Origin of the sequence: Arabiibacter massiliensis (genome assembly GCF_902386925.1) — a bacterium.
Lineage (GTDB): Bacteria > Actinomycetota > Coriobacteriia > Coriobacteriales > Eggerthellaceae > Arabiibacter > Arabiibacter massiliensis.
Window position 1 is genome coordinate 1,272,581 of sequence record NZ_LR698996.1, and the last position, 25,038, is coordinate 1,297,618.

Sequence of the window (25,038 nt, forward strand, 5' to 3'; positions counted from 1 at the left end):
CGACCCCCCTTCCTTATGCCCTCTCCTGCTTTAAATATCCCAACTCTACCTTTTCGCGCAGGCGGGCGGCGGCGGTAGCGTAGGGGGCCATGGACTCGGGGGCGTGGGTGGCCGCCACGACGGTGATGCCGAGCTCGCGGTTCACGCGGAAGAGGGCGTGCAGGAAGCTCTTCTCGGCCACGGGATCGAGCTGGGAGGTGGGCTCGTCGAGCAGCAGCAGGCGCGGGCGCAGGGCCAGCACCGACGCCAGCGCGACCATCTGCTTCTGGCCGCCGGAGAGCTCGGCCACCTCGCGGCGAAACCACGGCTCGATGCCGAAGAAGTGCGCCGCCTCGGCCACGCGCCGGCGCATCTCGGGCCGGGGCACGCCGAGGTTCTCCAGACCGAACGCCAGCTCGTGCCACACCGAGTCGCACACGATCTGGTTCTCGGGGCTCTGCGCCACGTACCCGACGAGCGCCGCCGCCTCCCGCGCGTCGAGGTCGCCCACGGGCCGGCCGAACACCGCTACTGCGCCCGCGCGCTCGCCCACCGGTGCGATGGCGGGCTTGAGGCAGCGCAGAAGCGTGGTCTTGCCGCTGCCCGTCGCGCCCACGAGCAGCTGGAACGCGCCCTCCTGCACCGTCCAGTCCACCGGACCCACCACGGCCTCGCCGCCCGGATAGGCGAACGAGAACGAGTCGAACCTCACCGCCTCCATCGCGCACGCTCCCCCGCCTCGAGCGCCAACGGCAACGCGGCCAGCACCGCGAAGGGCAGGCAGTTCCACCAGGGGGAGAAGCCCGCGATGGCCGGGTAGAACGAGAACCGCGCGCACGCCGCCCACGCCGCGACGGCGCTCGCGAGGAAGAGCGCGCCGAGTACCGCGAGCGCGGCCGCGTCGAGCGCGCGGAACCGGAAGCGCGCATACGTGGTGCGCGCCGGCGCCGCGCCCCAGCCGCGCGCCTTCATGGCGTCGGCCGTCTCGAGCGAGTCCTCCATGCTCCAGCCCATGAGTACCGAGGTCAGCCGCAGGTTGTCGCGCAGCCGGCCCGCGCGCCCCCCGCCGCCCGACCCGCGCGCCGCCGTGCACGCGCGCTGGACGCCGGCCGCATCGGCGCCTCGGCGCAAAAACTGCGGCACGAGCCGCGCGGCCATCGACAGCATGAGGCCGATCGTGGGCGCGACGCCGCCGAAGAGCGCCATGACCTTGTCGGCCGTGAGCACGTGCGAGGCGTTCGCCAGCGTGACCAGCATCGACGCCAGCATCACCCCCATGCAGACGCCGAAAGCGAAGCTCTCGAGGTAGAACGCCCGCACGCCGATGCGGAAGAGCTCGGTCGAGCCGGAGGCCGAGAACAGGGGGTTCGCCAGCGCGACGATGGCGACGAGCGGCAGCTGCCAGGCGAGGCCGCGCGCCGTCGCGCGCCAGCCGCGCAGCGCGACGCCCAGCGCGAGCGCCGCCGCGAGGGACACGGCCTGGTAGGCCGGCTGCAGCGCCGCCATGCCCAGCACGAGCATCGCGGCGAAGTAGGCCAGCGCGACGACCGGATGGAACAGGTCGAACACAGTGCCCTTCGCCGCTTTCGGATTCTCCGTCACCGCTTCGCCGCCTTTCCGCCCAAGCCCATCACACCACGTAGAACCACTGCACGGCATCTCCGTCCTGCAGCGTGCAGGCGCTCGCGGCCACGCCTGGATCCGCTCCGTTGACGGTGTACACCCATCCGCTGCTGCCGCCATGGTCGAACTCCGCGAGCCCCCCGATGCCGGTCACGTACACACCTAAGCCCGTCTGCGAGGCGTTCACCGACAATCCGCAGGCCATGAGGGCGTCGTAGACCGTCGCGCCGGGCTCGAACGTGGCGGTGGTCCCGCCGGACACCGGGTCGCCCACCGCCGAAGAACTCACCTGCACGCTCACGGTGACCGTGGAGCGCTGCTCCGGCGCGGGCGATGCCGCCGGGGACGGCGCGGGCGTCTCGGGGGCCGGGGCCTCCTGCCGGGGCTCCTCGGCAACGGCGGCAGCGGGCTCGTCGGCGGGAGCGTCGTCCGGGGCTTCCTCGGATCCGTCGGCCGCCGGCTCCTCCTGGAGCGCGGCCTCGGACTCGGCGGGGGCCTCCGCCGGCGCGGCCTGGGGCGCATCGGCGGGCGCGAGCTCGACGGATGGCTGGAACAAAAACGCCGCCGACACCCCGATGGCCGCGACGCAGAGCGCCGCCGCGAGGATCGCGCCGATGCGCTGCCCCGTCGAGAGCCGACGCTTCGACGGCTCGGGTTGCGCCGCGCCGTCCTTCCGCGCCGCCGTCGTCGCCTGGCGCGCGGCCTCGTCGATCTCAGTCCCGGTCATGACAATCCTCCGTTTCTCCTGCGCGCGATCAGCACGTACGCGCCCACGGCCACGAGCCCGACCGCGCCGAGCGCAAGGCCCGAGGCGGCAAGCGGGTTCAGCCCGCCGCCGAGCGCCTCCGACCCTCCCGCGTCGGCGGCGCCACCGGACGCCGCGAGCGTCTTCGCGCGGCTGCCGGCCGCAGACGCTTGGGCGGCCTCAGGCGCGGCGGCCTCCTTCACAGCCTGCACCGCCTCCGCGAGCGGCGAGCGCGCGGCTGCCGGCGCGGAGCCGAACGGCGTCCGGGCAAGCGGGCGCGACGACGAGCCCGTAGCTTCCGGATCTCCGCCCTGCCCCTTCGCCGTCCACTTCGCGTAGAGCGTGAGAGGGCCTTCCACCTTCGCCTCGAAGCTCCACGGGGTCGTGCAAGCCTCGTCGGCGAACCAGCCGGCGAACGTGAAGCCGTCGCGCACGGGGTCGGCGGGGGCGATCAGCGCCGTGCCGAGCGCCACGTACACGGGCGCCACGTACGAGCCGCCGTTCGCCTCGAACGTCACCTTCGCCCCCGCGCGGCCCTTGAGCGCGAACAGCGTGCCCGAGTCGTTGGTGTAGTAGAGGTTGCCCTGCGCGTCGGCCACGACGGACGCCGCAGTGTACTGCCGCTGCTCGCCCTCAGGTGCGAACAGCAGGTAGGCCGCCTCGTCGCCCAGGCGGTAGCCGTAGACGCCGCCCGGCAGACCGTTGCAGGTGAAGTAGGCGTAGGTGCCGTCGCCCTGCACGGAAACGAGCGGGGCGCTCTGCGCGTCGCCCCTGCCGCCACGCAAAGCGCAGTCGACGGCGAGCGTGCCCAGGTCGATGACCGAAAGCGTTCCATAGCCCTCCGCATCGGCGCCGCAGACGAACGCCTTGCCGCCCGCCACGGCCGGCGTGGAGGTGGAACGCTCGGCGAAGCGCACCGAGCCGGCCGCTCGCAGCTGGTCGCTTTCGCGCACGACCAGGTGGAGCGTGCCGTCCGTCGTGACCGCCGCGTACGCCGCCGCCCCGGCCGCGCGCCCTTGCGCGGGAACCTCCACGATGCCCGCACGGCACGGCGCGCCGAGCGCGACCGACGACTTCGCCGCCCCGGTCGCGCCGTCCAAGAGCGTCACCGCGCCCGCCTCGTCGCCGATCACCACGTCGCCGCCGGACGCGGCCGCGCCCGCCCAGTAGTACCCGGCGGCGGAGCCGTCCGCGGCGTCGTCCACCTTCGTCCACAGCACCCTGCCGTCGGCGAGGCTCGCGCACAGAAGCGCGCCCCGCACGCCGACGCCGCCCGCGCCCACCACGGTGAACGCGGCGAGCACGCGCCCATCGGCCACGGTCAGCGACGAAAGGGACTGGTAGCGAGCGCCGTCCGCCGTGGGAAGCGGCGCGGTCTTCCACACGCAGGTCAGGCGGTCGGCCGTGAACGCGGCCAGGCTGCCGTCGTCGAAGGGCACCACGATCACGCCGTCCGCGTAGGCGGGGCGGCAGCTGTACAGGAACGTGCCGCCCACGTTGGCCGCGGCCAGCACCTCGCCCGTGTCGGCGTCGATGCGGCGCAACTCGCCCGACGTGACCAGGTACACATCGCCGTCGACGACGAGCGGCTCCGACACGCCGGTCTTCGCATCCGCGTAGCGGTACGACCAGGCGAGCTCGGCCGACTCGGCGGGCGTCGGGCTGGACACCACCGCGCCGCCCGGCGCGCCGCCGCCCGCGAAGCCGGGCCAGGAGGCGTCGTAGCTCGGGCGCGGGGCGTTGGGGTCGGGGACCGCGGCATCGGGGTCGGGCAGCTTCGGATCGGCCGTGTAGCACCAGGTGACGGAGTCGCCCGGCTGGAGCGTGTAGGCGTCGGCGCCGTCGAGCGACCACTCCCCGTTCACGAACATCTGCCAGTAGGCGCCCGTCGTGGGATCGAAGGCGAGCGTGAGCGCGTCGTCGTAAGGCGAGGTCATGTCGCTGAGGTACCAGAAATCCCCCCGGACGACGGTTCCCTCAAGCCCCGTCTTCGCGAGCATCTGCTCCGTGAGGTCGGCCGCCGTGGCGCCCTCCACCATAGTATAGGATGCCGGCGCGGCCCACCGTTGCGCGTTGCCGTTCGCGTCGAGGCCGATGACCTCGCAGGAGGCCGCCACCTGACCGGGCAGCGTGCCGTCGGAGCCGTAGCACCACGTGACGACGTCGCCGGCCGCGAGCACGCAGCCGCCGGCGCCCACGTTAGCCAGCTCGCCGTTCACGAACAGCTGCCAGAACGACCATACGCCCGGGGACGTCTCGACGCTTCCCAGCTGCTCGCCGGTGTACGGCGAGGCGATGGAGGTCAGGTACCAGCCGTACGCGCCCGTGCCCGTCTGGGCGGTGAGGCCCGCCTGTTCGAACAGCGCCTCGGAGAGGTCGGCGGCCGTGGCGCCCTCGTCCAGGGCGAACGCCGTCGCGGAGGCCCACGTCTGCGCCGCGCCGTCGGCGTCCGTGCCGATGACCTCGCACGTCACCGACAGCTTGTCGGCAGGCGCAGGATCCTGCCACGAGCCGTAGCGCCAGATGACGCGGTCGCCCGGCTGGAGCGCGTAGTCGCCCGCGCCCTTGCCGAGGTCTTGGCCGTTCACGTAGAACATCCAGCCCAAGCCTTGGAGCGTGCCCCAGCGAAGCGTCAGCCCGGCATCGAACGGCGAGGTGATGGCGTTGAGCGACCACCCCCACGCGCCGACGCCGAAGTCGGCGGCCATGCCCGTCTTCGCGAACAGCGCCTCGGCGAGGTCGGCCACGGTGGCGCCGACGTCCAGCGTGTACGGCTCGGCAGCCGCCCAGGTCTGCGCCGCGCCGTCCTTGTCGACACCGATCACCGAGCAGGTGGCCGTGACGAAGGGGTCCTCCTGCCCGCTTTCGCCCCTGACGGCGAACTCGGCGGACACGTCGCGCCCGGCGAGCTTCTGGAAGGCGGCGTTGTCCGGATAGCGCTCGGCGTAGCGGGCGTACTTCTCGCTGGCCAGGCGCGACTCGATGGTCACCTTCGCGTTGTACTCGGGCTGGGTCACGAGCAGGTTCTCGTGGGATACCACGGACGGATCGCTCGACTTGAAGAGCCTCCAGCCGGCCGTGCCCATGGGGTCGTAGCCCTCCAAGTCCACCGGCACGATGCCCGCGCCTGCGGCATCGGCCGACGTGCGATCGTATGCCCAGGCCAAGTTGCCGTTCGCGTCGAGATACGTCTTCTGGAACGCATGCAGGTCGCTCGTGACCGCGTCGGCGTCCTGGTCGTTCGCGATGGCGGCGGCGTACCCGGCGACGGCCGCGTCCATGAGCGCGAGTTCGCGGTCGATGTCGGCCTGCTCGAGCGGCGCCACCGTGAACGCGAGCGTCTTCGCGGCGCTGATCTCGGGATTCGCCTTGTCGGTGACCGTGAGCACGATGTCCACCTGCGCCGCATCCTCGCCGGGCAGCGGGCGGTACACCGTGCCGGCCCAGCCGTTCACGACCACAGCGTCGGCAGAGGCGGTGTAGGCCACCTCGTAATACTTGCCATCAACGCCGATGGTCGCCGGCACGGGCAGCTGCACATCGCCCGTCAGCGCGTCGCGGTCGGCGACGGCGCCCGTCTCGGCCAGCCTGACGTTGTCGTACGTGAAGCTCGCATCCACCTTCTGCTGGAGCTCGGCCTTCGCGGCCGCCACCTTCTCGGGGTCGCCCTTCACCGTGACGTCGAACGTCTTCTCGATAGTCGTCTCGGGACCGCCGGACGTCACGACGCCCACGGTTGCCGTGAGGCGCACCGTGCGATCGGCCGCGCTGCGCGTGACCTTGCCGGTGCGGTCCTCCCACGCGTACCCGGTGACGTTGACGGCCTCGGGATCGGACGACGTCCACGTCACCTCCGACCACGTCCTGCCCGCCAGCTTGTTCGGCAGCGTGAGGTCCTGCGTGACGGCGCCTGCCCCCTCGCCTGGCGCGAAGCCGATGGCGAGCGAGGCGGCCTTCTCCTTGAGCAGGCGCTCCACCCGGCCCTCGTCCCACGCGAGCACCGTGGCCTTGGCAGGCGCGTACGTATCGGACGCGTCGCCACAGACAAGGGAGAACGTCAGATCCAGCTTGCGGATGACGCCGTAGTCCAGGCCGCCCTTCTCGTCGGGCGAGACGTAGAAGTACGCGATGTCGCCGTTGGAGGAGCCGCTCGACGTGTCGACGCCGCCCGTCTGCCGGGGGTCGGGGTTCGCGAAGGCGGCCGACGAGACCGTGGAAATCACGTCGGAGAACCCGAGCTTCGCGAGCTCGGCCTCCGTCATGTCGTTGAGGTTGGCGTCCACGCCGTACACGGGGTTCGGGCACCAGCCGCTGAAGCCGTCGTTCTCCAGCGCTTCGAGGGCCGCGGCGAGGCGCTCCTCGTTGCCCGGCGAACCCGCCGCCGCGACGGGGCCGGCCACAGCTTCCACCGTGTTCGACGAGCTGGCGACGACCTTGAGGTAGCATCCGGCATCCTCGGGCCCCACCTGGTACGTCGCGCCCGCAGCGCCTTCGATGGGGGCGAACCCGCCGTCCTCGGCCGCGCCGCGCAGCCACTGGAACGCCACGCCCGCCATGACCGGCTCGGGATCCTGCCAGCTGTACTGCGGCTCGCCGTACGCCGTGGCGGAAAGCACCTGCCCCGTCTTCGCCTTGCCGCTGATCGCGACGGACGTCAGCGTCGCCTTGCCGTCCGTTACCTGGGAGGTTGAGGCCGCAGACCAGAATTCGCCGCCACCCGGCAGCGTCACCTTCACCGCGAGATACGAGCCCTGGTCGGACTCGCTTGCCTGGTAGGTTTGGGAAACCGCGCCGTCGATGGGAGCGTAGCCGCGGTAGCTCGATGCGCCGTACGCGTAGGACACCTTCGTCGCGCCGCGGTACCACTGGAACGTCGCGCCGGAGTAGTCGTCGATCTCGACCTCCTCGACGTCCCACCAGCCGTCGTCCTCCTCGACGAACGCCCAGGCGTAGAGCGGCTGCCCGACGCCTATCTTGGAAGGCAGGTCGGCGGTGGCGGAGGCCTTGATACGCACGCCGTCGATCGTGCTCGCGGCCGCGCGCGGGGCCGGCGTCGCCGCAGGCGCGGAGGCGCTCTCGGCCGAGGCGACGGCGGCGGGCTCTGCCTCGGCTGGCTCTTCGGCGGCCGGCGCGGGGTCGGGAGCAGCCTCGACGGGCTGCGGCTCTTCCGTCGGCTCGGCCGGCTCCTCGGCAGGCTCGACGCCCGGCTGTTCTTCCGCGGCCGGCTCAGCAGCCGGCTCCTCCGCAGACGCGTCGGCAGCGGGCGTTTCGAGCTGCGCCCAGGCGGCGCTCGGCGCGAGGGAGGCCGCCAGCACGTAGGCCAGCAGCAGCGAAAGCAGCTTCTTGGGGATTCCCGCGCCCGCCGAGGTGGCGCGCGCAGCGTGAGAACCGATGGTCATCGGAACCTCTCTTCCAGGGCCTCGAGGTACGATGGACAGGTGTTCCGACTTTGCCTCGTCTGAGACGGGACAGCGCTGCCGCACGCTGCCTGGTTCCGCTCATCGGCGTTTACGGTTACTGGTATAGCGCGGGATTCCCACCCGCATTCCCCTCGGGCCGCCTCCTCGGCGGTCCGGCGCCGCGCCCGGCGCGCTCCATCCTAGCCAATCAACATATCCGTGGCATTCTACCACCGTTTCGCTCCGAAAAGCGCGGCGTTGGCGGGCGAAAGGCGGAAGGGAGACGCAGGGGAGCTCTGGCGCGCTCCGCTCAGACAACGCGCCCCTCACTGGTAGCGCAGCGACTCCACCGGGTCGAGCTTGGCGGCGCGGCGGGCCGGGTACGACCCGAACACGACGCCGATGAGCACGCACACGCCCACGGCACCGGCTACCACTTCGGGCGCGAGCACGGGCGTCACGCTCATGCCAGGCTGCACGGCCCCCACCAGCTGCCCCAGCCCGAACGCGGCCAGAAAGCCGAACACGATGCCGAACACCCCGCCCGTCACGCAGAGCATCACCGATTCCAGCAGGAACTGCTTTGTGATGTCGCGCCGCCGCGCCCCGAGCGACTTGCGGAGCCCTATCTCGCGGATGCGCTCGGTGACGTTCGTCAGCATCATGTTCATGATGCCGATGCCGCCCACGAACAGCGAGATGGACGCCACCGACCCCATGAGCAGCGAGAACGACGCCATCATCGTCTCCATCTGCTGGATGACGGCGTCGAGGGACTGCACGTAGACGGTGTCGGGCTCGGCGTTGAAATACTGCGCCACGAACGTCTGCGTGGTCTCGACCAGGCGGTCCATGTCGGTACCCTCGCGCGCGATGCCGAGGATCTGCTGGATGCCGCCCCCGCCGCCCAGCCGCGTCTCGACCGTGGTGAAGGGCACGTAGAGCGGCGCGCCGCCCATGAACGAGGTGGACTCGAGCACGCCCACCACCGTGTAGTCGTCGTTGCCGAGGCGGATGGACGAGCCTATGACCTGGGCGTCAGCGCTGCCGAAGAGCTGCATGAGCGAGTTCGCCTCCACCACGACGAGACGCGCGGCGCCCTGCTCCTCGGCGTCGGTGAAGAAGCGCCCCTCCTTGAGCTTCGAGCCGTTCACCGCGAAGAAGTCGGGGCGCACGCCGGTGACGCCCACGAAGTTCTTCTGCCCGTCCGCGCCCGTGACCTCGGTCGACGCGTACCCGGCACCGGTGATGGTCTCGTACTCGGGCATGCCCAGCGCAAGCCTGTCCAGATCGTCGAACGTGATGCCGTCAGGCGAGTAGGCGCTGATGGACACCTGGCGCGCCTGCGAGAACCCCATCTCGCCCATGAGCGTGTTCTGGATGCCCGCGATGAGCGAGGTCATAGCGATGACGGCCGCGATGCCGATGACGATGCCTAAGATGGTGAGCAGCGAGCGGCCCTTGTTGGCCGACAGAGCGTGCCATGTCTCGTAGAAGAGGTCGCCTATCCTCATGGGCGCGCCCCTTCCCCGCCGCCGGCGCTCGGCTGCGCCCCCTCGTAGAGCCGTCCGTCGCGGATGTGCACGACGCGGTCGGCGTGGGCGGCCACGTCGGGCTCGTGCGTGATGAGCACGATGGTCTTGCCCGCGTCGCGCAGGCGCTTGAACGTGGCGAGCACCATATCGCCCGTGGCGGTGTCCAGGTTGCCGGTGGGCTCGTCGGCCAGGATGAGGGCCGGATCGTTCACCAGGGCGCGCGCGATGGCCACGCGCTGCATCTGGCCGCCGGAGAGCTCGTTGCTGTTGTGGTCGTAGAGCCGCTCGTCGATGGAGACGCTGCGCAGCGCCGCGTGGGCGCGCAGCTCGCGCTCCTTGCGCGGGCAGGCCGTGTAGATGAGCGGCAGCACCACGTTGCGCAGCACGGTGGCGCGCGGCAGCAGGTTGAACGACTGGAACACGAAGCCGAGGCGCGTGGCGCGGATCTCTGCCAGCTCGTCGTCGCGATAGGCGGCCACGTCGACGCCTTCCAAAAGGTAGCGCCCGCGCGTGGGCGTGTCGAGGCAGCCGAGCAGGTTCATGAGCGTGGACTTGCCCGAGCCCGACGGCCCCATGATGGCCAAAAACTCGCCCTGCGCCACCGTGAGCGACACGCCGCGCAGGGCGTGGGTGTAGCCCGACGCGCTCTCGTAGATGCGATGGAGGTCGATGGCCTCGACGACGTTGGCCATGGTTAGCCCGCGCTCACGTCGAGGGCGGCCATGCCCATGGCGGGGCCGCCGTCCGTCGCGCCGACGCCCTCCATGGAGCCGACCGTCACCTCGTCGCCGGGCTCGAGGCCGCCCTCGACCACGGTGATGAGGCCGTCGGAGGCGACCACCTCCACCTCGCGCCGCTCGACCTCCATCGTTCCGGGATCGACGACCGCCAGCACGTAGCTGCCGCCCGCGCCGTCGTCCTGAACGGCCGAGATGGGCACCATAAGGGCGTTCTCGATAGTGCGGGTCACGATGGTGGCCTTGGCGGTCATGCCGGGCTTGAGGCGCGGGTCCGGCTCGGCAATGAGCAGCTTGACCGTATAGGTTACCGCGCCGCCCATGCCGCCCATGTTCTCGGCCGCTCCGTCGGACGTGGTGGCGATGCTCGTCACCGTGGCCGGCAGCACGAGGTCGGGGGCCGCGGTGAACGTGACCTCGGCAGTCTGATCGGCCGTGATCTTGAGGATGTCGATCTCGTTGACGCCGACGGACACCGTCATCTGCGACAAGTCGGCGATCTGCACGGGAGAGGCCGCGCCGGTGGCCGTCGCGCCGAGCGCCTTGCCCGGCTCGATGCTGACGGCGATCACGCTGCCCGCGATGGAGGCCGTTACCGTGCGCTTGTCGGCGCGGGCCACCGCCTCGTCGTAGGCGGCCTGCGCGTTCTGGAGGGCCAGGTTCGCGTTGCCGAGCGCCAGCTCGGCCTGGCGGATGGCCGAGTCGGCGCTGGCCGCGTCGAACGACGAGCCGCCGTCCGGCATGCCGGCCGCCTCCTCCGCAGCCGCTTGGACGCTCGCGGCGGCCTGTTGGCCGGAGGACTTCGCGCGGTAGGCGTCGTTCACGGCGTTCTGCGCCTGGGCCACGCCGTTCTCGGCCTCCGCGATGCCCTGGGCCGCCTGCTTCACCGCCTTGTCCAACTCGTCGTTGACCACGGTGAACAGCGTCTGCCCGGCCTCGACCGCGTCGCCCTCGGACACGAGCACCTCGCCCACGATGCCGTCCACCTCGGGCGTGGCGCTCACCGACGCGACGGGCCGGAGGCTGCCGGACGCCGACACGGTCTCGACGTAGGGACCCTGCTCCACGACGGCGGTCTGCGGGGCGCTGTCCTGCAGGGCCTTGGCCGCCTGATCGGCCGCGAACCAGGCCCACGCGCCGCCCGCGATGGCGATCACGGCCGCAGCCGATGCGACGCCCGCGATGATCTTGCGGCGACGCTGCTTCTTGCGCTTGGCGCGCAGGTCGTTGAACGCGCGCATGTCGGCGAGGGCATCGGGATCTACAAGGCCGCCCTCCCAGGGAGGAAGCGCCTGCGTTGCGCCCTCGACCTGCCCGAACGCGCGCGGCGGGACATTCGGAGGCTCGATGCCGCCCGGTTTTCCCTGACGGCGATTGTTTGTCGGACCCATCTCAAACCTCCCGTGCGAACGTTGCGGGGGCGGCTCCCATGGAGCGGCCGTACCTCAATCATACGGTGAACGCCCTGAAAAGGGAAGCCGCAATCGACGCGGACGGAGGCGCGCGCGTCCGGATGCGCTCCGGGTTGCGCTCCGACGGCTCGATCCGCTTGCCGTATCTTGCCGTATACTGGTGCCGGAAAACTTGGTTGCGAAGGGAGCTGTGGTCGATGGGGGATTTCTCCAGGCGGGTGTTTCAGGTGGTGCGTCAGGTGCCGCGCGGCAAAGTGGCGACGTACGGCCAGGTGGGAAGGCTTATCGGGGCGCCGAGGTCGGCCCGCTACGTGGGCTACGCGCTGCGGGCGAACCCCGAGCCCGGCACCGATCCCGGCTGCATCCCCTGCCACCGCGTGGTGTTCAAGGACGGGGGCCTGTGCAAGTCGTTCGCATTCGGCGGGCCCGACGAGCAGCGTGTGATGCTGGAGGCCGAGGGCGTTGCGTTCGACGACGAGGGCCGCGTGGACATGGCAGCGTGCCAATGGGACGGCCGTATGGACGCCGCCTGCGACCCGGACGCCCCCACCGGTCCCCCGCCCGACTTCGACTGGCAAGCCGAGCTGGGGGAATAGAGGGTTAGGGAAATGCGATGATAGTTGATTCGTAACTCACGACTTCGCCACTCTCATCTGAAATGACAATGGTCTTGTACGTGCGAGCGTCTTGCAGCGGCCTTCTCTCCACGATATTCGCCAGCGCTCCAAGACCCTCTATGGCGAACCCCGACTTCGTCATGTAAAGCGCTGTCTCGTCGGGCCTCAGAAGCGTCTCCATCTCGATCGCGTATTTCGCGGCGATCATCGCGGCTTCTTTTACATTCATGGATACCCCCTCATCAAGACAGTCGTTGCTCTAGCATCCCAGGTCAGAGGCGTAGGATGCGGCGACGGCCTGGGCGACGCGGAGGCCGTCGCAGGCGGCGCTCATGATGCCGCCGGCGTAGCCCGCGCCCTCGCCGCAGGGGTAGAGGCCGCTTTCGGGGGCGTCGTCGGGCGTGCCCTCGAGGCGCGCCTGCAGGCCCTCGCCGCGCACGATGCGCACGGGGCTCGAGCTGCGCGCCTCCACGCCGGTCATGACGGCGCCCGCGTCTGCGAAGCCGTGCAGCCGGCGGTCGAGCAGGGGCAGCGCCTCGGCCAGGGCGTCGGCCACATAGCCGGGCAGGCACGCGCGCAAATCGCACCAGACAACGCCGCGCGCGTACGTAGGATGCACCGTTGCACTCGCGTGTCCCGCGCGCCCGGCGAGGAAGTCCCCCACCGTCTGCGCGGGCGCGGCGTACGGCGCGCCGCCGGCAGCGTGGGCCGCCGCGTAGGCCGCACGCTCCATGGCCCGCTGCAGCTCGACGCCCGCGAGCACGTCTTTGCCCGGGAAGTCCTCGGGACCCACGCCCACCAGAAGCGCGCTGTTCGCGTTCTCGCCGTCGCGCGCATGGCGGCTCATGCCGTTCACCACCACGCCCTCGGGCTCGCTGGCCGCGCACACCACCTGGCCGCCGGGGCACATGCAGAACGTGTAGGCGCTCCGGCCGCTTGGCAGATGCACAGCCAGCTTGTAATCGGCCGCGCCGAGCGCCGGGTGGTCGGCCGCTTCGCCGTACTGCGCGCGGTTCACGAGCGCCTGCGGGTGCTCGATGCGCACGCCCACGGAAAACGGCTTGCGCTCCATGGAAACGCCCGCGTCGCGCACGAGCTGGAACGTGTCGCGCGCCGAATGCCCGCAGGCCAGCACGACGCGCCGCGCCGGAAGCTCCTCCACCGCGCCCGTGCGCCCGTCGCGCACCGAGACGGCCGCCAGCGCGCCGCCTTCGAAGCGCATCCCGACAAGCTGGGCGTGGAAGCGCACCTCGCCGCCCGCCGCCTCGATCTGGCGACGCATCGTGCGCACCACGTCCACCAGAAGGTCGGTGCCGATGTGGGGCTTCGCCTGCCAGAGCACCTCTTCGGGCGCGCCGGCGTCCGCGAACAGGCGCAGCACGTGGCGCGCGTTGGGGCTCTTGATGTTGGTGGTCAGCTTGCCGTCCGAGAACGTGCCGGCACCGCCCTCGCCGAACTGGATGTTCGTCTGCGCGTCGAGCGGCCCGCCCGCGTCGAAGGCGGCCACGGCGGCCAGGCGCTCGTCCACGTCGCCGCCGCGTTCCAGCACGAGCGGCGAAAGCCCCGCGCGCGCCAGGTAGAGCGCGCAGAAGAGCCCCGCCGGCCCCGAGCCCACCACGACGGGCCGCGGCTCGCCGGAGGCCGCGAGCGCCGCGCCGAGCGCGGGTACGACCAGCGGCTCGTAGGGGGTGTGGCGCTTGACCTGCGGGTTCTCGACCGCTGCGGCGAGCACCCGCTCCTCGGCGGCCGCCTCCGCCAGCTTTGCGCCAAGCGTCGCCACGAAGTGCACGTCGCGCTTCTTGCGCGCGTCCACGCTGCGCTTGAGCACGCACACGGAGCGGATTGCGCTCTCGTCCACGCCGAGCGCGTCCGCGGCAGCCGCACGTACGAGCGCTTCAGCCGCAGCTCCCGGAAGCCCCGCATCGAGTGGCAGGCGCACGTTCGCCACCTCAAGCATGCGCGCCTCCGTCCGCCAGGCGCGCGACAGCCGCGCGACCGGCCAGGATGCCGCTCGCCCACGCCCAGTGCAGGTTGTAGCCGCCGCACGGCGCGTCCACGTCGAGCGCCTCGCCCGCCGCGAACAGCCCGGGTACCTCGTGCGCCTCGCACGCGCGCGGCTCGAACGCGCCCACGTCGAGGCCGCCGCGCCATACCTGGCACTGGCGCTCGTCGCCGATGCCGCGCACTTCGAGCGCAAGCCCTTTGAGCGCGCGGGCGAGCGCGGGAACCTCGCCTTTTCCGAAAGGAGCCTCGGGCGGGATGCCGGCCTCCCGCAGCACGGCGCGCCCGACCGCGGGCAGCACGAGGCCGCGTAGGAAGGCGTCCCCGTCGAGCGCGCGCCCATCTGCCGCAAGCCGCTTGCGCCGCGAATACAGGAAGCTCTCTACCTCATCTACCTCCACCGAGGGAAGCAGGTCGACGAGCAGCATGTCGCCGGGACGGGCGAACCGCGACAGGTTGAACACGGCGATACCCGACACGCCGTAGTCGCGGAACAGGAGCTCGCCCTGCTCACGCGCCCTCTCCACACCGTCGGGGGCAGAGAGCGAAACGGCGCAGCGCACGCGTATGTTGTTGAGCTGCCTCGTCACGCGCGGATCGGTGCGCAAAGGGCCCAGCACGGGCGCGGGCGCACTGGCGGGGAGCGCGCCCGGCAGCTCGATCCCCGCGAGCGCCCGGCCGCCGACTGCGACTATCACGGCGTCGGCGTGCTCCACCGCGCCGTCCACGAAGCGGATATGGAAGCGCCCGCCGGCCTCGGTCGGCACGTCGACGCGCACGGCCTGCCTGCCGCACGCCTCGCGCACGCCCGCGACGGCCGCGGCGGCGCGCAGCACGTCGAGCACGCTGGTTGCCTTGTTCGCCAAGGGGTAGAGGCGTCCCTCCGACTCCTCGCGCCACGCGAGGCCCAGGTCGCCGAAGAAGGCGTGTACCGGATCGTCCCCGCTCCCCTGCTGCGCCGCAAGCTCCAGCAGCGACGCGCCAACGAACGTCCCGTTGCGGTAGAACCCCGCATCCACCTGCGCGTTCGAGAAGTTGCAACGCCCGTTGCCCGTGGCCAGGATGGAGCGTCCCACGCGCTCGTCGCGCTCGTACACGACGACCTCGGCCGCCTTCCCGCCCTCGCGCAGCGCGCGCCCCGCCGCGATGGCGGCCGCGAGCCCCGCCGCGCCGCCTCCTATGATAGCCAGTTTCTCCATGTCCGCCATGATACCGCAAGCACGGCGGCCGAGCATCCTCGCACCGGCTAGCTCGGCCCGAATGAGATGGTTTTGCAATGTCCTCGAGTTATGCACCTCTCCGTTGGGACTTTTGGCCGCATTCGCTCGCATCGACGAAGGCCTTGCAGGGAAACCCCAGGTCAGATGTTTCCCCAGTGCAACTTTTCTCGCGCGAGCATTCTGGAGGAGGTGCATAACTCGACAACATTGCAGTTTTCGGTACTTTTCGGCAACGCGAGGGCGCAAAACTCGAGGACTTTGCAAGATAGGGGCGTCCTCGGCGGAAAAAGGGCGACCCCCGGCATCTCGAAGGGGATCCGGAGGTCGCAAACGGGTTTCGCGGGATGCGCTACTTGTTCTCGAGCACGGGGATGGGCGTGTCGTCCGTCTCCTCGAGGTTCTTCTCCCACACGTAGTGCTTCGTCTCGCGGGCGATCAGGCCCGACAGCAGCAGCACCACGATGATGTTCGGCACCGCCATGAGCGCGTTCGTGATGTCGGAGATCGTCCACACCAAGTCGCCCACGCCGATGGCGCCGAGGAACGCCACCAGCACGTAGAGCACCTGGTAGGGTCGGATGGCGCGCTTGCCCAGCAGGTAGGTGACGGCGCGATTGCCGTAGTACGACCATCCCAGGATGGTGGTGTAGGCGAACAGTATCATGCCGATGACCAGGATGGGCGTGCCAACGTAGGGAATCGACGCGAACGCCGCGCTCGTGAGGTCGGCGCCCTCGGAGATGGTGCCGCCTTCCAGGATGCCGGGGTTCGCGATCATCGTGGACACGAGCACGATGCCGGTGAGCGCGCAGATGACCACCGTGTCCCAGAACGTGCCGGTCATGGACACGAGCGCCTGGCGCGCCGGGTTGCGCGTGGACGCGGCGGAGGCCACGATGGGCGCCGAGCCCAGGCCCGACTCGTTGGAGAACAGGCCGCGCGCGCAGCCGAACTGCAGCGCCAGCATGAGGCCGCTGCCAACGGCGCCGCCGAACGCCGCCTTCGCCGTGAAGGCGCTCTCGAAGATGAGGCAGATGGCAGGCCACACGTATTCCCAGTTCAGACCAATGATAACGATGCAGCCCCACGCGTAGGCGATGGCCATGAACGGCACGAGCTTCTCGCACACCTTCGAGATGATCTTGATGCCGCCGAAGATGACGAGCGACACCATGATGACGATGGCCAGGCCGATGCTCCATTCGGGCACGCCGGGGGCGTTCGAGGTGATGATGCCGGTCATGGCGCTCGACTGCACCGCCGAGCCGATGCCGAACGCAGCGATGGACGCGAACAGGGCGAACGCCCCTGCGCCGAGCATGGCCCACCACGGGGCCTTGCCGTCGCGCTCGAACGCGCGGCGCCATGCGTACATCGCGCCGCCGAGCATATTGCCGTTGTGGTCGCGCACGCGGTACTTCACGGCGGCGAACGTCTCGGCGTACTTCGTGGCCATGCCGAACACGCCGGTGAGCCACATCCACAGGATGGCGCCCGGGCCGCCGGCGAGCACCGCCGTGCCCACGCCCACGATGTTGCCGGTGCCGATGGTGGCCGACAGCGCCGTGGTGAGCGCGCCGAACTGGCTGATGTCGCCGGGCGCGTCCGGGTCCTTCGTCACCGATAGCTTGATGGCCGTAGGAAGCTTGCGCTGGATGAACCTGGTGCGGAACGTCAGGTACAGATGCGACCCCAGAAGCAGCACGATCATGGGAGGACCCCATACGAACGCGTCGATGTCGCCGATGATCTGGACGATGTCCATGCCCCGACCCCTCTCTCCTCATATCGTTCGGATGCGCACGCGCAGGAAAGGGTCGATGCCGAAGCAGGTTCGGACGCTCGCGAAGATGTTTCGGCATGGGCGCTTTCGCACGCTAAAGCATTCGGATTATACCGAGGCGAAACCGCGCCGCCCGTCAACAATCGCGAAATTCCCAGCGAACGGCCGCTGAACGGGACAAAGGGGGCGTGACAGAGGGACGGCCCCGCGGGCTGGCGCGGGGCCGTCCGTTCAACCTACTTGCGGTCTTCCGCGGCCAGGTCGTCGGGCTCCTCGGCGAGCAGCGGGTCGACGGTGATCACGAAGTTGGGCTTCGTGCCGGACGCCTCGTCCGAGACGATGTCGGCCGGATGCGCCCCCTTGAGCGCGTCCATCTCGTCCACGGCCAGGTTCATGCCGGGGCACGCCGCCACGCAGGCGGGCAGCTCGCCGCGCGCCTGCCGGTCGACGCACATGTCGCACTTGTACGTCTTGCTCTCCTCCTCGTCGTAGCACGGAGCGCCGTACGGACACGCCTCGACGCAGGTCTTGCAGCCGATGCACAGGTCGTGGTTCTGCTGGACGATGCCGTTGTCCAGCTTGGTGTACGCCTGCACGGGGCAGTTCTTCAGGCAGACGGGATCGTCGCAGTGGTTGCACGACATCGACAGGAACGACACCGCCAAAGGCTTGTCCTGCGTGATGTCGGTCACGCGGCGCAAAAGCACGCCTTTGCCCAGCTGCTTCTCGCTCTTGCAGGCGATGGAGCACGTCTTGCACCCGTAGCAGTCCTTGTTGTTCATCCAGAATCCGAGCGCCATGGTTCTACGCCTCCTTCTTCACTTCGACGAGCGTCTGGTTGCAGCAGTGGGTGCCGCCGAGCGTCTTCCACTTGTCGTTGGTGACGTAGCTCGACGCGCCGCCCTGCTGCTCCCACCAGCCGTTCTGCAGTCCCACCACGCCGGCCTTGATGCGCTCGCCCACCTCGGCCACGCCGCGATGCTCGCCGCGGTCGTTGAACACCACCACCGCGTCGCCGCCCTTGATGCCGCGCGCCTCGGCGTCGGCCGCGTTCAGCAGCACCACCGGCGCCTGGTCGCACACCTCGTCCATCCACTCCAGCTGGTTGAACGTGGAGTGCACGCCGCGGTACGTCTTGCGCTGGACGCTGAACAGCGGGTACTTCGCCGCCAGCTCGTCGCCGTTGCGCGCGTCCTCCTCGGCGCGGGCGTAGGTGGCGATGGGGTTGAAGCCCTCCTTCTTCCAGGCGGCCACCCAGAACTCGGCCTTCTTGGACTTCGTCAGGAACACGCCGTCCTTGTAGGGGATGTAGTCGTAGCCCACCACGTCGACGGCCTTCTTCTCCACGAGCTCGTCGTAGGTGACGCCCGTGGGCTCGAGCACGTTCTTGATCATCTCGTCCATGGGCTTGCCGAAGGCGTCGCCGAAGCCGAAGCGCCCGGCCAGCTCGGCGAAGATCTCGAAGTCGCTCTTGGACTCGCCGGGGCCGTCCACGGCCTTCTCGCACAGCTGGATGTAGTGGCTGCGGTGGTTGGCCAGCACGCCCTCGGTCTCGAACACGCCGGTGCAGGGCAGCACGAGGTCGGAGTAGAGGCCGGTGGAGGTGAGGTACTGGTCCACCGTGACCACGAAGGGGATCTTCTCGAGCGCGGCCTTCACCATGTTGGTGTTGGGCCACTGGGTCATGGGGCTGCCGGTCATCGACCAGAGCACGTTCACCTTGAGCGGATCCTCGGCCAGCACGGCCTCGCCGAACTTGAAGCGCGGGATGGCAGGCGGCGCCGGATCCACCTTGGGAGCCGGGATGGGAGCGCCGGTCTTGACCTCGTTCATGCCGCCGGCGTCGCTCACGCCGTCGCCCTCGTGGCCCACATGCCCGCAGAGCGCGGCCAGGTACAGCTGCGTGGCCACGGCGTAGGTGCCGTTCTCGGTGCGCATGAAGCCGCCCATGTTCTGGATGATCATGGCCTTGCCGGCCTGGGCGTACTCGCGGGCCAGACGCTCGATGTCGGCCGCGGGCACGCCGCACTCGGCCTCGGCCGCCGCCGCGTCCCACTTCGCCGCCTCGGCGTAGATGAGCTCGAACTCCGTGTTGTAGCCATCGGCCGCGGACGTGCCCTCCAGCGTGAGCGCGGGCTCGATGCCGGCCGTATCGTGGCGCACGATCTCGCCGCTCTTGGCGTCGAACACCACGAAGGACGCGGGATCATCGGCGCTTTCCAGCACGGGCTCGCCGGTGGCCTTGTCCACGAGGCACGGCGCGCAGGTGTGCGCGAGCGCGTACTCGCGGTCGAAGAGCTCCTCGTCCACGACCACCTTGATCATGGCCAGGGCCATGGCCGCGTCGGTGCCGGGCCAGGGCGCCACCCATTCGGAGGCCTTCGAGGCCGACTCGGAGAACACGGGGTCGATGACGACCACCTTGCCGCCGTTCGCCACCACCTTCTCGAAGCGCTGGAAGTAGCCCTGCTTGGAGATGGCGGGGTTGTTGCCCCAGATGATGACGTAGTCGCTCTTCTCGATCTGGTTGCGCGTATCCAGGAAGCGCTGCCCGTAGATGGGCACCTGCGCCGCCGTGGTGCCCGCGCAGCACAGCGACCCCACCGTGGTGCTCGCGCCGCCGAGGTGCGCGAAGAAGGCGCTCGCCACCGGGCCGTGCATGGCGCCGAAGTTGCCCGAGCCCGTGACGTAGCAGATGGAGGACACACCGTCGGAGTCGATGGCGGCCTTGAACTTCTCCTCGATGAGCTGATAAGCCTCGTCCCAGGTGATCTCCTTGAACTTCCCCGAGCCCTTGTCGCCGTCGCGCAGAAGCGGCACGGTGAGGCGGTTGGGGTCGTTGGTCATGTAGCCGCGAGCGATGCCGCGGGCGCAGGCGGCGCAGTCGTTGATCTCGGACGACTCCACCTTGGCTATCTTGCCGTCAACCACGTAGGCCTTCAGGTTGTGGTGCTGGCACTCCGGCGGGCACGTGGAGTAGAAGATCTGCGCGCCCTCGTACGGGTCGACGGCCGGCTGGGCCTCGCCGCCGCCCTCCTCGGGCTTCTTCTCCTCGGCCTGCGGGCTGCATCCCGCGAGGCCCGCCGCAGCCGCGGCGCCGGTGACGGCCGCAGCCGCCACGAACGTCCTGCGCGACAACGACGGCGTGGCAGGGGTTTCTGCATGCAACATAGCGAGCTCCCTCCTCCAAACGGTTTCTTCGTGCGCCGCCTTCTCCCCCGGCGCACCCCTCGCCACATATTCTCCACACTTCGCGCGCTCCCTTCAATGGATTCGCCCGGAACTTTTCATTAAGAATCCCCTCCCAAAGTATTAAAAAAGAATTACCCCGCCCGCGCCTGTTCCCCTCGGCCGCGCCATCGCGGATAATGGAGGATACGGCACAGGGGGAGGTCGCATGGGCACAGGGGGTTCGAGGCAGCGCCGCTTCGGCATCCGGTTCAAATTCGCCGTCGGCATCGGCGCGCTCATCGTCGCGCTCATGGCCCTCGACGCGGCGTGGAACATGAACCTGCAGCAGCAGCAAGCGCAGAACGAGGCGCTCGAGAAGGCCGAGGTGCTCGCCGACGAGATGCGCGCCGTCTGGGACTTCGTCGACATCAACCAGGACGTCATCAACCGCAACGACGACGGCACGTTCCGCACGAAGCATCTCGTGTGCGTCGTGGCCGCGAAATCGGTGAGCACGCTGTTCACCGCCAACACCGACTACATCATCAACTTCACGAACGAGAGCCCGCGCCAGCAGGCCAACGCCCCCGACTCCTTCGAGCAGCGCGCGTTCGAGGCGTTCGCCGCCGACCCCGCGCTCAAGTCCTTCCACGGCGTGGAATTCGACGACGAGGGGCGGCGGGTGTTCCGCTACGTCGAGCCGCTTCGCGTGACCGAGACGTGCCTCGAATGCCATGGCGAGCCCGCCGGCGAGCTGGACCAGTACGGCTACGAGAAGGAGGGCATGCGCGTGGGGGACGTGGGCGGCGCCATGTCCATCACCGAGCCCATGGACATCTACACCTCCGGCATGCACACGAGCGTTCTGCAGCAGGTGTTCATGGTGCTGCTCGTGCTGATCGTGGCGTGCGCGGGCATCTACGTGGCGGTGAGCCGGCTGGTGCTGCGGCCCATCGAGGAGCTCGGCGACGCCGCGAAGCGCATCGGCGAGGGGGACTTCGACCATCGGCTCGCGCTGGACGGCGTGCGCAGCCCCGACGAGATCACCGAGTTCGCGCGCGATTTCGACAAGATGGCGCGGCAGCTCGAGCGACTCTACACCGATATGGAAAGCGAGGTGCAGAGCCAGACCGACAAGCTCTCGGCCCTGAACGACCTGCTGCTCTACCAGAAATCCGAGCTCAAGCGCGCGCTGGACACGCTCAGCGAGGAGACGGCCTACAAGAACGAGTTCTTCGCCATCATGAGCCACGAGCTGCGCACGCCGCTCACGTCCATCCTGGCGTTCGCCCGCATCCTGCGCGAGGAGGACGCGCTCGACGCCAAGACGCGCGGCGCCGTGGAGGAGATCGAGGCCAACGCGACGCTTCTGCTCAACATGGTGAACAACATCCTCACCATCTCGAAGGCCGAGGCGCGCAAGAACGAGCTGGTGCGCGAGCCGGTGGATTTCGTCGACCTCATCGGATTCATCAAGAACTCGCTTGCGCCCGTCGCGCGCAACAAGGGCGTGGCGCTCGCGGCCAAGGCCGACCCCGACGTGCCGCTCTCGATGGCCGATTGGGAGAAGCTGCGCCGCATCGTGGAGAATCTCGTGGACAACGCCATCAAGTACACGCACGTCGGGGGCTCGGTGGCCGTGCGCGCCGCCTTCGAGCCCGCGGGCGCCTGCGCCGATGCCGAGCGCTTCCCGCACGGGGCCGTCGTGCTGTCCGTGGCCGACGACGGTATGGGCATCGCGCCCGAGGACCAGGAGGGCATCTTCGAGCGCTACCGGCAGGCGGGCCAGTCCCCCAACCGACGCTACCGCGGCACGGGCCTGGGGCTGGCCGTGGTGAAGGAGCTGGCCGAGCTGCACGGCGGCACGGTGGAGCTTCTGTCCGAGCGCAAGGTGGGGAGCACGTTCACGGTGCGCATCCCCTACGTTCCCGTCGATACGGAGGATTACGATGAAGATTCTGCTCGTTGACGACGAGGCCAGCATCGAGCGCTTGGTGTCGGGCATGATCCGCGACGCCGGCTACGAGTTCGCCTACGCCGAGGACGGCCTAGCGGCGCTCGACGTGGCCGCGCGCGAGCGGCCCGACCTCGTGATCATGGACGTCATGATGCCGCGCATGGACGGGTTCGCCGTCTGCCGCGAGCTGCGAGCGCGGGGGTTCACCTGCCCGGTGATCTTCCTGTCGGCGAAGGGCGACATCGTGGACAAGGGCGTGGGCTTCCAGGCCGGCGGCGACGACTACCTGACCAAGCCCTTCGACCCACGCGAGCTGCTCATGCATATCGAGGCGCAGCTGCGGCGCGCGGCGATGGCGGCGGGGGCTGCGGCGGCGCCTTCAAGCGCGGTGCGGGTGGGGCGCTTCGCGCTGGACGCGGGGCAGTTCCTGGCCACGAAGGACGGCGCGCGGCTGGCCCTCACGCCCAAGGAGTTCAAGATCCTCCACGCGCTGGCGTCGAACCCGGGCCTCGTGCTCTCGAAGGAGCAGCTGGTGGAGGCCGCGTGGGGCAAGGAGTTCGTCGGCGAGACGACGAGCATCACCGTGTTCATCAAGAAGCTCCGCGAGAAGGTGGAGGACGACCCGTCCGAGCCGCGCGTCATCCTCACCGTCTGGGGCATCGGCTACCGCCTCGACCCCGAAGCCTGCTGAGGGGGCTTAATGACGCAGGACGGGGATAATGTCATCAAACGTCATCTCAAGGGCGCCCGGTGCCGGCAACTGCCCTGCACTGCACGCGAATCTAGGTCGCTCGACACAAAAATCCCCGACGTGAAAGAGCCAGAGGTGGAAAGAGGCGGGCGCTGACTCCTCAGGGAAAAGTTTCCCTAGAGTTTCCCCAGGTGCGAGAAGCAAGAGGCGGCACGGATCGTCGGAAATCTTTCACGAGGGGGATTTTTGTGTTGGAACGAGCCGATTCGCGTGCAACTACCCCCGAATGGCTTTTAAAGGTTGGCCGAGATCGCATCATGGACAAAACGCAGGCATTCCCTGATTTCGGGCGGAAATTGCGCTATCGGGAATATGCTATTTGCAAAACCCCTGGTGGCATTCTGAGGGTTGATGACATTACCCCCGTCCTGCATCATCCAGACGCGCATTTAAAAGATGATCGGGAAGCTTATGTCAACTTTTTTCGGCTGTGGCGCGAGTTGAGGGGGTTTTCGCCCCTTCGAGCGCTCCTCTCTTGGCGTTTCCCCAGGTCGGAAATTTTATCTCACCGCCGCGTGTGCCACAGCCGTAAATTCCTGCCACTTCGGCCGTAGAGTGACGTCCGACAACGGCGTTCGGGTAGCGTCGCGCCCGAAATCGCTGAATCCGGTGCACTGGACGGCTGGGCACCGGATGCCCTTCGCCCCGTTAGCCCTCGGCGGCCTCTATGGCGTCGAGGAGCTCTTGGCGGCTGTGGATGTCGAGCTTCTGGTAGATGTGCATGCGGTGCGTCTGCACGGTGCTGCGCGAGAGGTAGAGCTTCTGCTCGATGTGAGCCGAGTCGCGGCCCTGCGCGATGAGCATGGCGATCTCGGTCTCGCGGGGCGTGAGGCCGCCCGCGTGCGCCACGGCCAGGCAGCGCTCCTTGAACGGCGAGCGCCGCCTGTACGGCACGATCTGCACGAGCCGGTTCGCATCGCGCTCGGTGAACACGGTCGTGTAGGCCAGGGCCACCGCGAGCGCCACGGCGAGGGCGACCAGGCCCGCGTTCTCCACGGTGAGGTGTCGCACGAGCGCCGAGCTGAACAGCGCGCCCACGAACGACCCGAGCGACCAGCAGCCGTACACGATGCCGAAGAACCGCGCCGCGTCGTAGGCGCGCGTGCGGAACACGGTGGCCGAGGCTATCCACACGAACAGGAACACGAACTGGTACATGGCCACGCTGCACGCGAACCCCGTCGTGGGCAGGTGCCCGGACACGACGACGGGCAGAAGCAGGATGCTCGCGAGCCCCAGGAGGAAGACGACGCGGTACAGGTGGCCGAATAGGAAGCGGTCCTTGAGCGCGAACAGGGCGTACGCGCATCCCACAGCGGCGATGACCACGATAAACGCCGCCACGTGGTACGAGAGCGCGAACGGCGAGGCCAGCGTCTGCGCGCGCAGAAGGGCGTCGAACTCGCCGCGCAGCAAGTGGTCGATCACGCCCCAGAGGAACACCACCGCGGCGAGCTTCGCCAGCGAGCTGCGGGAAAGGCGCGCGGGCTCGGCCGCAGGCGGGGCTTCGGGCGCGTCGTCAGGCGCGGGCTTCGCCGCGCGCAGGCACAGCACCGAGGCCAGCGGCAGCACCACCGAGGCCGCGAGCACCGTGTAGCTGTTCGCCAGCGACAGGAGCGCGTTGATGGCGCAGGTGAGCATCTGCGCCACGAACAGCGTGAGGAGCATGTCGCGCGGCGGCAGCGCGCCGAACGCGCGCATCCACAGGAGGTAGAGCACCACCATGAGCGCCCCGGAGAGGGCGATAACGCACGATTCGGCCACATCGATGGGCCCGCCGGTGATGAGCGGCACGAAGAAGACCGCACCCAAGAGCGCCATGGCCACGCCGAGCGCGAGCGGCCTCACCGTGCGCACGAGCCAGGCGAGGCCGCGCTCGCCCTTCCACGCCATGAGCGCGCAGGCCACGACGCCCGCCACGAGCGACGGCATGCACGCCCCGTGGGGCGGCTTGTTCACGAGCACGTTCACCGCGTTGTCGGGCGAGGCGGCCATGAGCAGCGTCGGCGGCAGCGCCACCGTGCAGGCGAACCCCACCGCAAGCGACATGTGCGCGTGCCGCGACACGCTCGACCACACGTCCGGCCATCTGGACTGCTCCCCCATGC

The 25,038-nt window shown here is 69.5% G+C and carries 17 protein-coding genes; 3 read left to right on the top strand and 14 right to left on the bottom strand.

From position 1 onward, the window contains the following. Positions 1–13: 13 nt before the first annotated feature. From FX134_RS15055 to FX134_RS05615, 7 genes are all read right to left on the bottom strand, one after another. Positions 14–700 (bottom strand): energy-coupling factor ABC transporter ATP-binding protein, encoded by a 687-nt coding sequence (locus FX134_RS15055; protein WP_080798823.1) that lies wholly within the window; start codon positions 698–700, stop codon positions 14–16. Further along, positions 688–1,581, bottom strand: a complete 894-nt coding sequence (locus FX134_RS05590) for an energy-coupling factor transporter transmembrane component T (RefSeq protein WP_232050850.1) — start codon at positions 1,579–1,581, stop codon at positions 688–690. The genes FX134_RS15055 and FX134_RS05590 overlap by 13 nt, the downstream gene beginning before the upstream one ends. Positions 1,582–1,609: 28 nt before the next feature. Then, entirely contained in the window at positions 1,610–2,329 is a 720-nt protein-coding gene (locus tag FX134_RS05595; RefSeq protein WP_080798826.1) for a DUF4430 domain-containing protein, read from the bottom strand. Then, on the bottom strand, positions 2,326–7,746 hold the full coding sequence (locus FX134_RS05600) for a DUF4430 domain-containing protein (RefSeq protein ID WP_080798828.1): 5,421 nt from the start codon (positions 7,744–7,746) through the stop codon (positions 2,326–2,328). The genes FX134_RS05595 and FX134_RS05600 overlap by 4 nt, the downstream gene beginning before the upstream one ends. A 326-nt stretch (positions 7,747–8,072) precedes the next feature. Continuing rightward, the gene (locus FX134_RS05605) at positions 8,073–9,260 is read right to left on the bottom strand and encodes an ABC transporter permease (RefSeq protein WP_080798830.1); all 1,188 of its coding nucleotides are present in this window, start codon (positions 9,258–9,260) and stop codon (positions 8,073–8,075) included. Further along, entirely contained in the window at positions 9,257–9,973 is a 717-nt protein-coding gene (locus FX134_RS05610) for an ABC transporter ATP-binding protein (protein WP_080798833.1), read from the bottom strand. The genes FX134_RS05605 and FX134_RS05610 overlap by 4 nt, the downstream gene beginning before the upstream one ends. Positions 9,974–9,975: 2 nt before the next feature. Beyond that, complete coding sequence (locus FX134_RS05615; RefSeq protein ID WP_232050851.1) at positions 9,976–11,259, bottom strand: efflux RND transporter periplasmic adaptor subunit; 1,284 nt, start codon at positions 11,257–11,259, stop codon at positions 9,976–9,978. A gap of 368 nt (positions 11,260–11,627) precedes the next feature. On the opposite strand from FX134_RS05615, the gene FX134_RS05620 reads away from it, so the two are divergent. Then, on the top strand, positions 11,628–12,026 hold the full coding sequence (locus FX134_RS05620) for an MGMT family protein (RefSeq protein ID WP_080798837.1): 399 nt from the start codon (positions 11,628–11,630) through the stop codon (positions 12,024–12,026). Positions 12,027–12,030: 4 nt separating this feature from the next. On the opposite strand, the gene FX134_RS05625 is transcribed toward FX134_RS05620, so the two are convergent. From FX134_RS05625 to FX134_RS05650, 6 genes are all read right to left on the bottom strand, one after another. Next, a complete protein-coding gene (locus FX134_RS05625; protein WP_080798840.1) occupies positions 12,031–12,276 on the bottom strand; it encodes a hypothetical protein in 246 nt (81 codons plus the stop codon). Positions 12,277–12,306: 30 nt separating this feature from the next. Next, positions 12,307–14,004: an NAD(P)/FAD-dependent oxidoreductase gene (locus tag FX134_RS05630; RefSeq protein ID WP_080798844.1), complete on the bottom strand. Its 1,698-nt coding sequence runs from the start codon at positions 14,002–14,004 to the stop codon at positions 12,307–12,309. Then, the gene (locus tag FX134_RS05635) at positions 13,997–15,247 is read right to left on the bottom strand and encodes an aminoacetone oxidase family FAD-binding enzyme (RefSeq protein ID WP_232050852.1); all 1,251 of its coding nucleotides are present in this window, start codon (positions 15,245–15,247) and stop codon (positions 13,997–13,999) included. The genes FX134_RS05630 and FX134_RS05635 overlap by 8 nt, the downstream gene beginning before the upstream one ends. Positions 15,248–15,617: 370 nt before the next feature. Further along, entirely contained in the window at positions 15,618–17,033 is a 1,416-nt protein-coding gene (locus FX134_RS05640; RefSeq protein WP_080798855.1) for an alanine/glycine:cation symporter family protein, read from the bottom strand. 254 nt (positions 17,034–17,287) lie between these two features. Continuing rightward, positions 17,288–17,851, bottom strand: a complete 564-nt coding sequence (locus FX134_RS05645; protein WP_080798859.1) for a 4Fe-4S dicluster domain-containing protein — start codon at positions 17,849–17,851, stop codon at positions 17,288–17,290. A gap of 4 nt (positions 17,852–17,855) precedes the next feature. Then, entirely contained in the window at positions 17,856–20,222 is a 2,367-nt protein-coding gene (locus tag FX134_RS05650) for a molybdopterin-containing oxidoreductase family protein (RefSeq protein ID WP_080798864.1), read from the bottom strand. Positions 20,223–20,448: 226 nt separating this feature from the next. On the opposite strand from FX134_RS05650, the gene FX134_RS05655 reads away from it, so the two are divergent. Both FX134_RS05655 and FX134_RS05660 read left to right on the top strand, forming a co-directional pair. Then, positions 20,449–22,191, top strand: a complete 1,743-nt coding sequence (locus tag FX134_RS05655) for an ATP-binding protein (protein WP_080798868.1) — start codon at positions 20,449–20,451, stop codon at positions 22,189–22,191. Further along, a complete protein-coding gene (locus tag FX134_RS05660; RefSeq protein WP_080798871.1) occupies positions 22,172–22,870 on the top strand; it encodes a response regulator transcription factor in 699 nt (232 codons plus the stop codon). The genes FX134_RS05655 and FX134_RS05660 overlap by 20 nt, the downstream gene beginning before the upstream one ends. A 708-nt stretch (positions 22,871–23,578) precedes the next feature. Here the strand turns inward: FX134_RS05660 and FX134_RS05665 are convergent. Next, on the bottom strand, positions 23,579–25,036 hold the full coding sequence (locus tag FX134_RS05665; RefSeq protein ID WP_080803808.1) for a helix-turn-helix transcriptional regulator: 1,458 nt from the start codon (positions 25,034–25,036) through the stop codon (positions 23,579–23,581). Positions 25,037–25,038 lie beyond the last annotated feature (2 nt).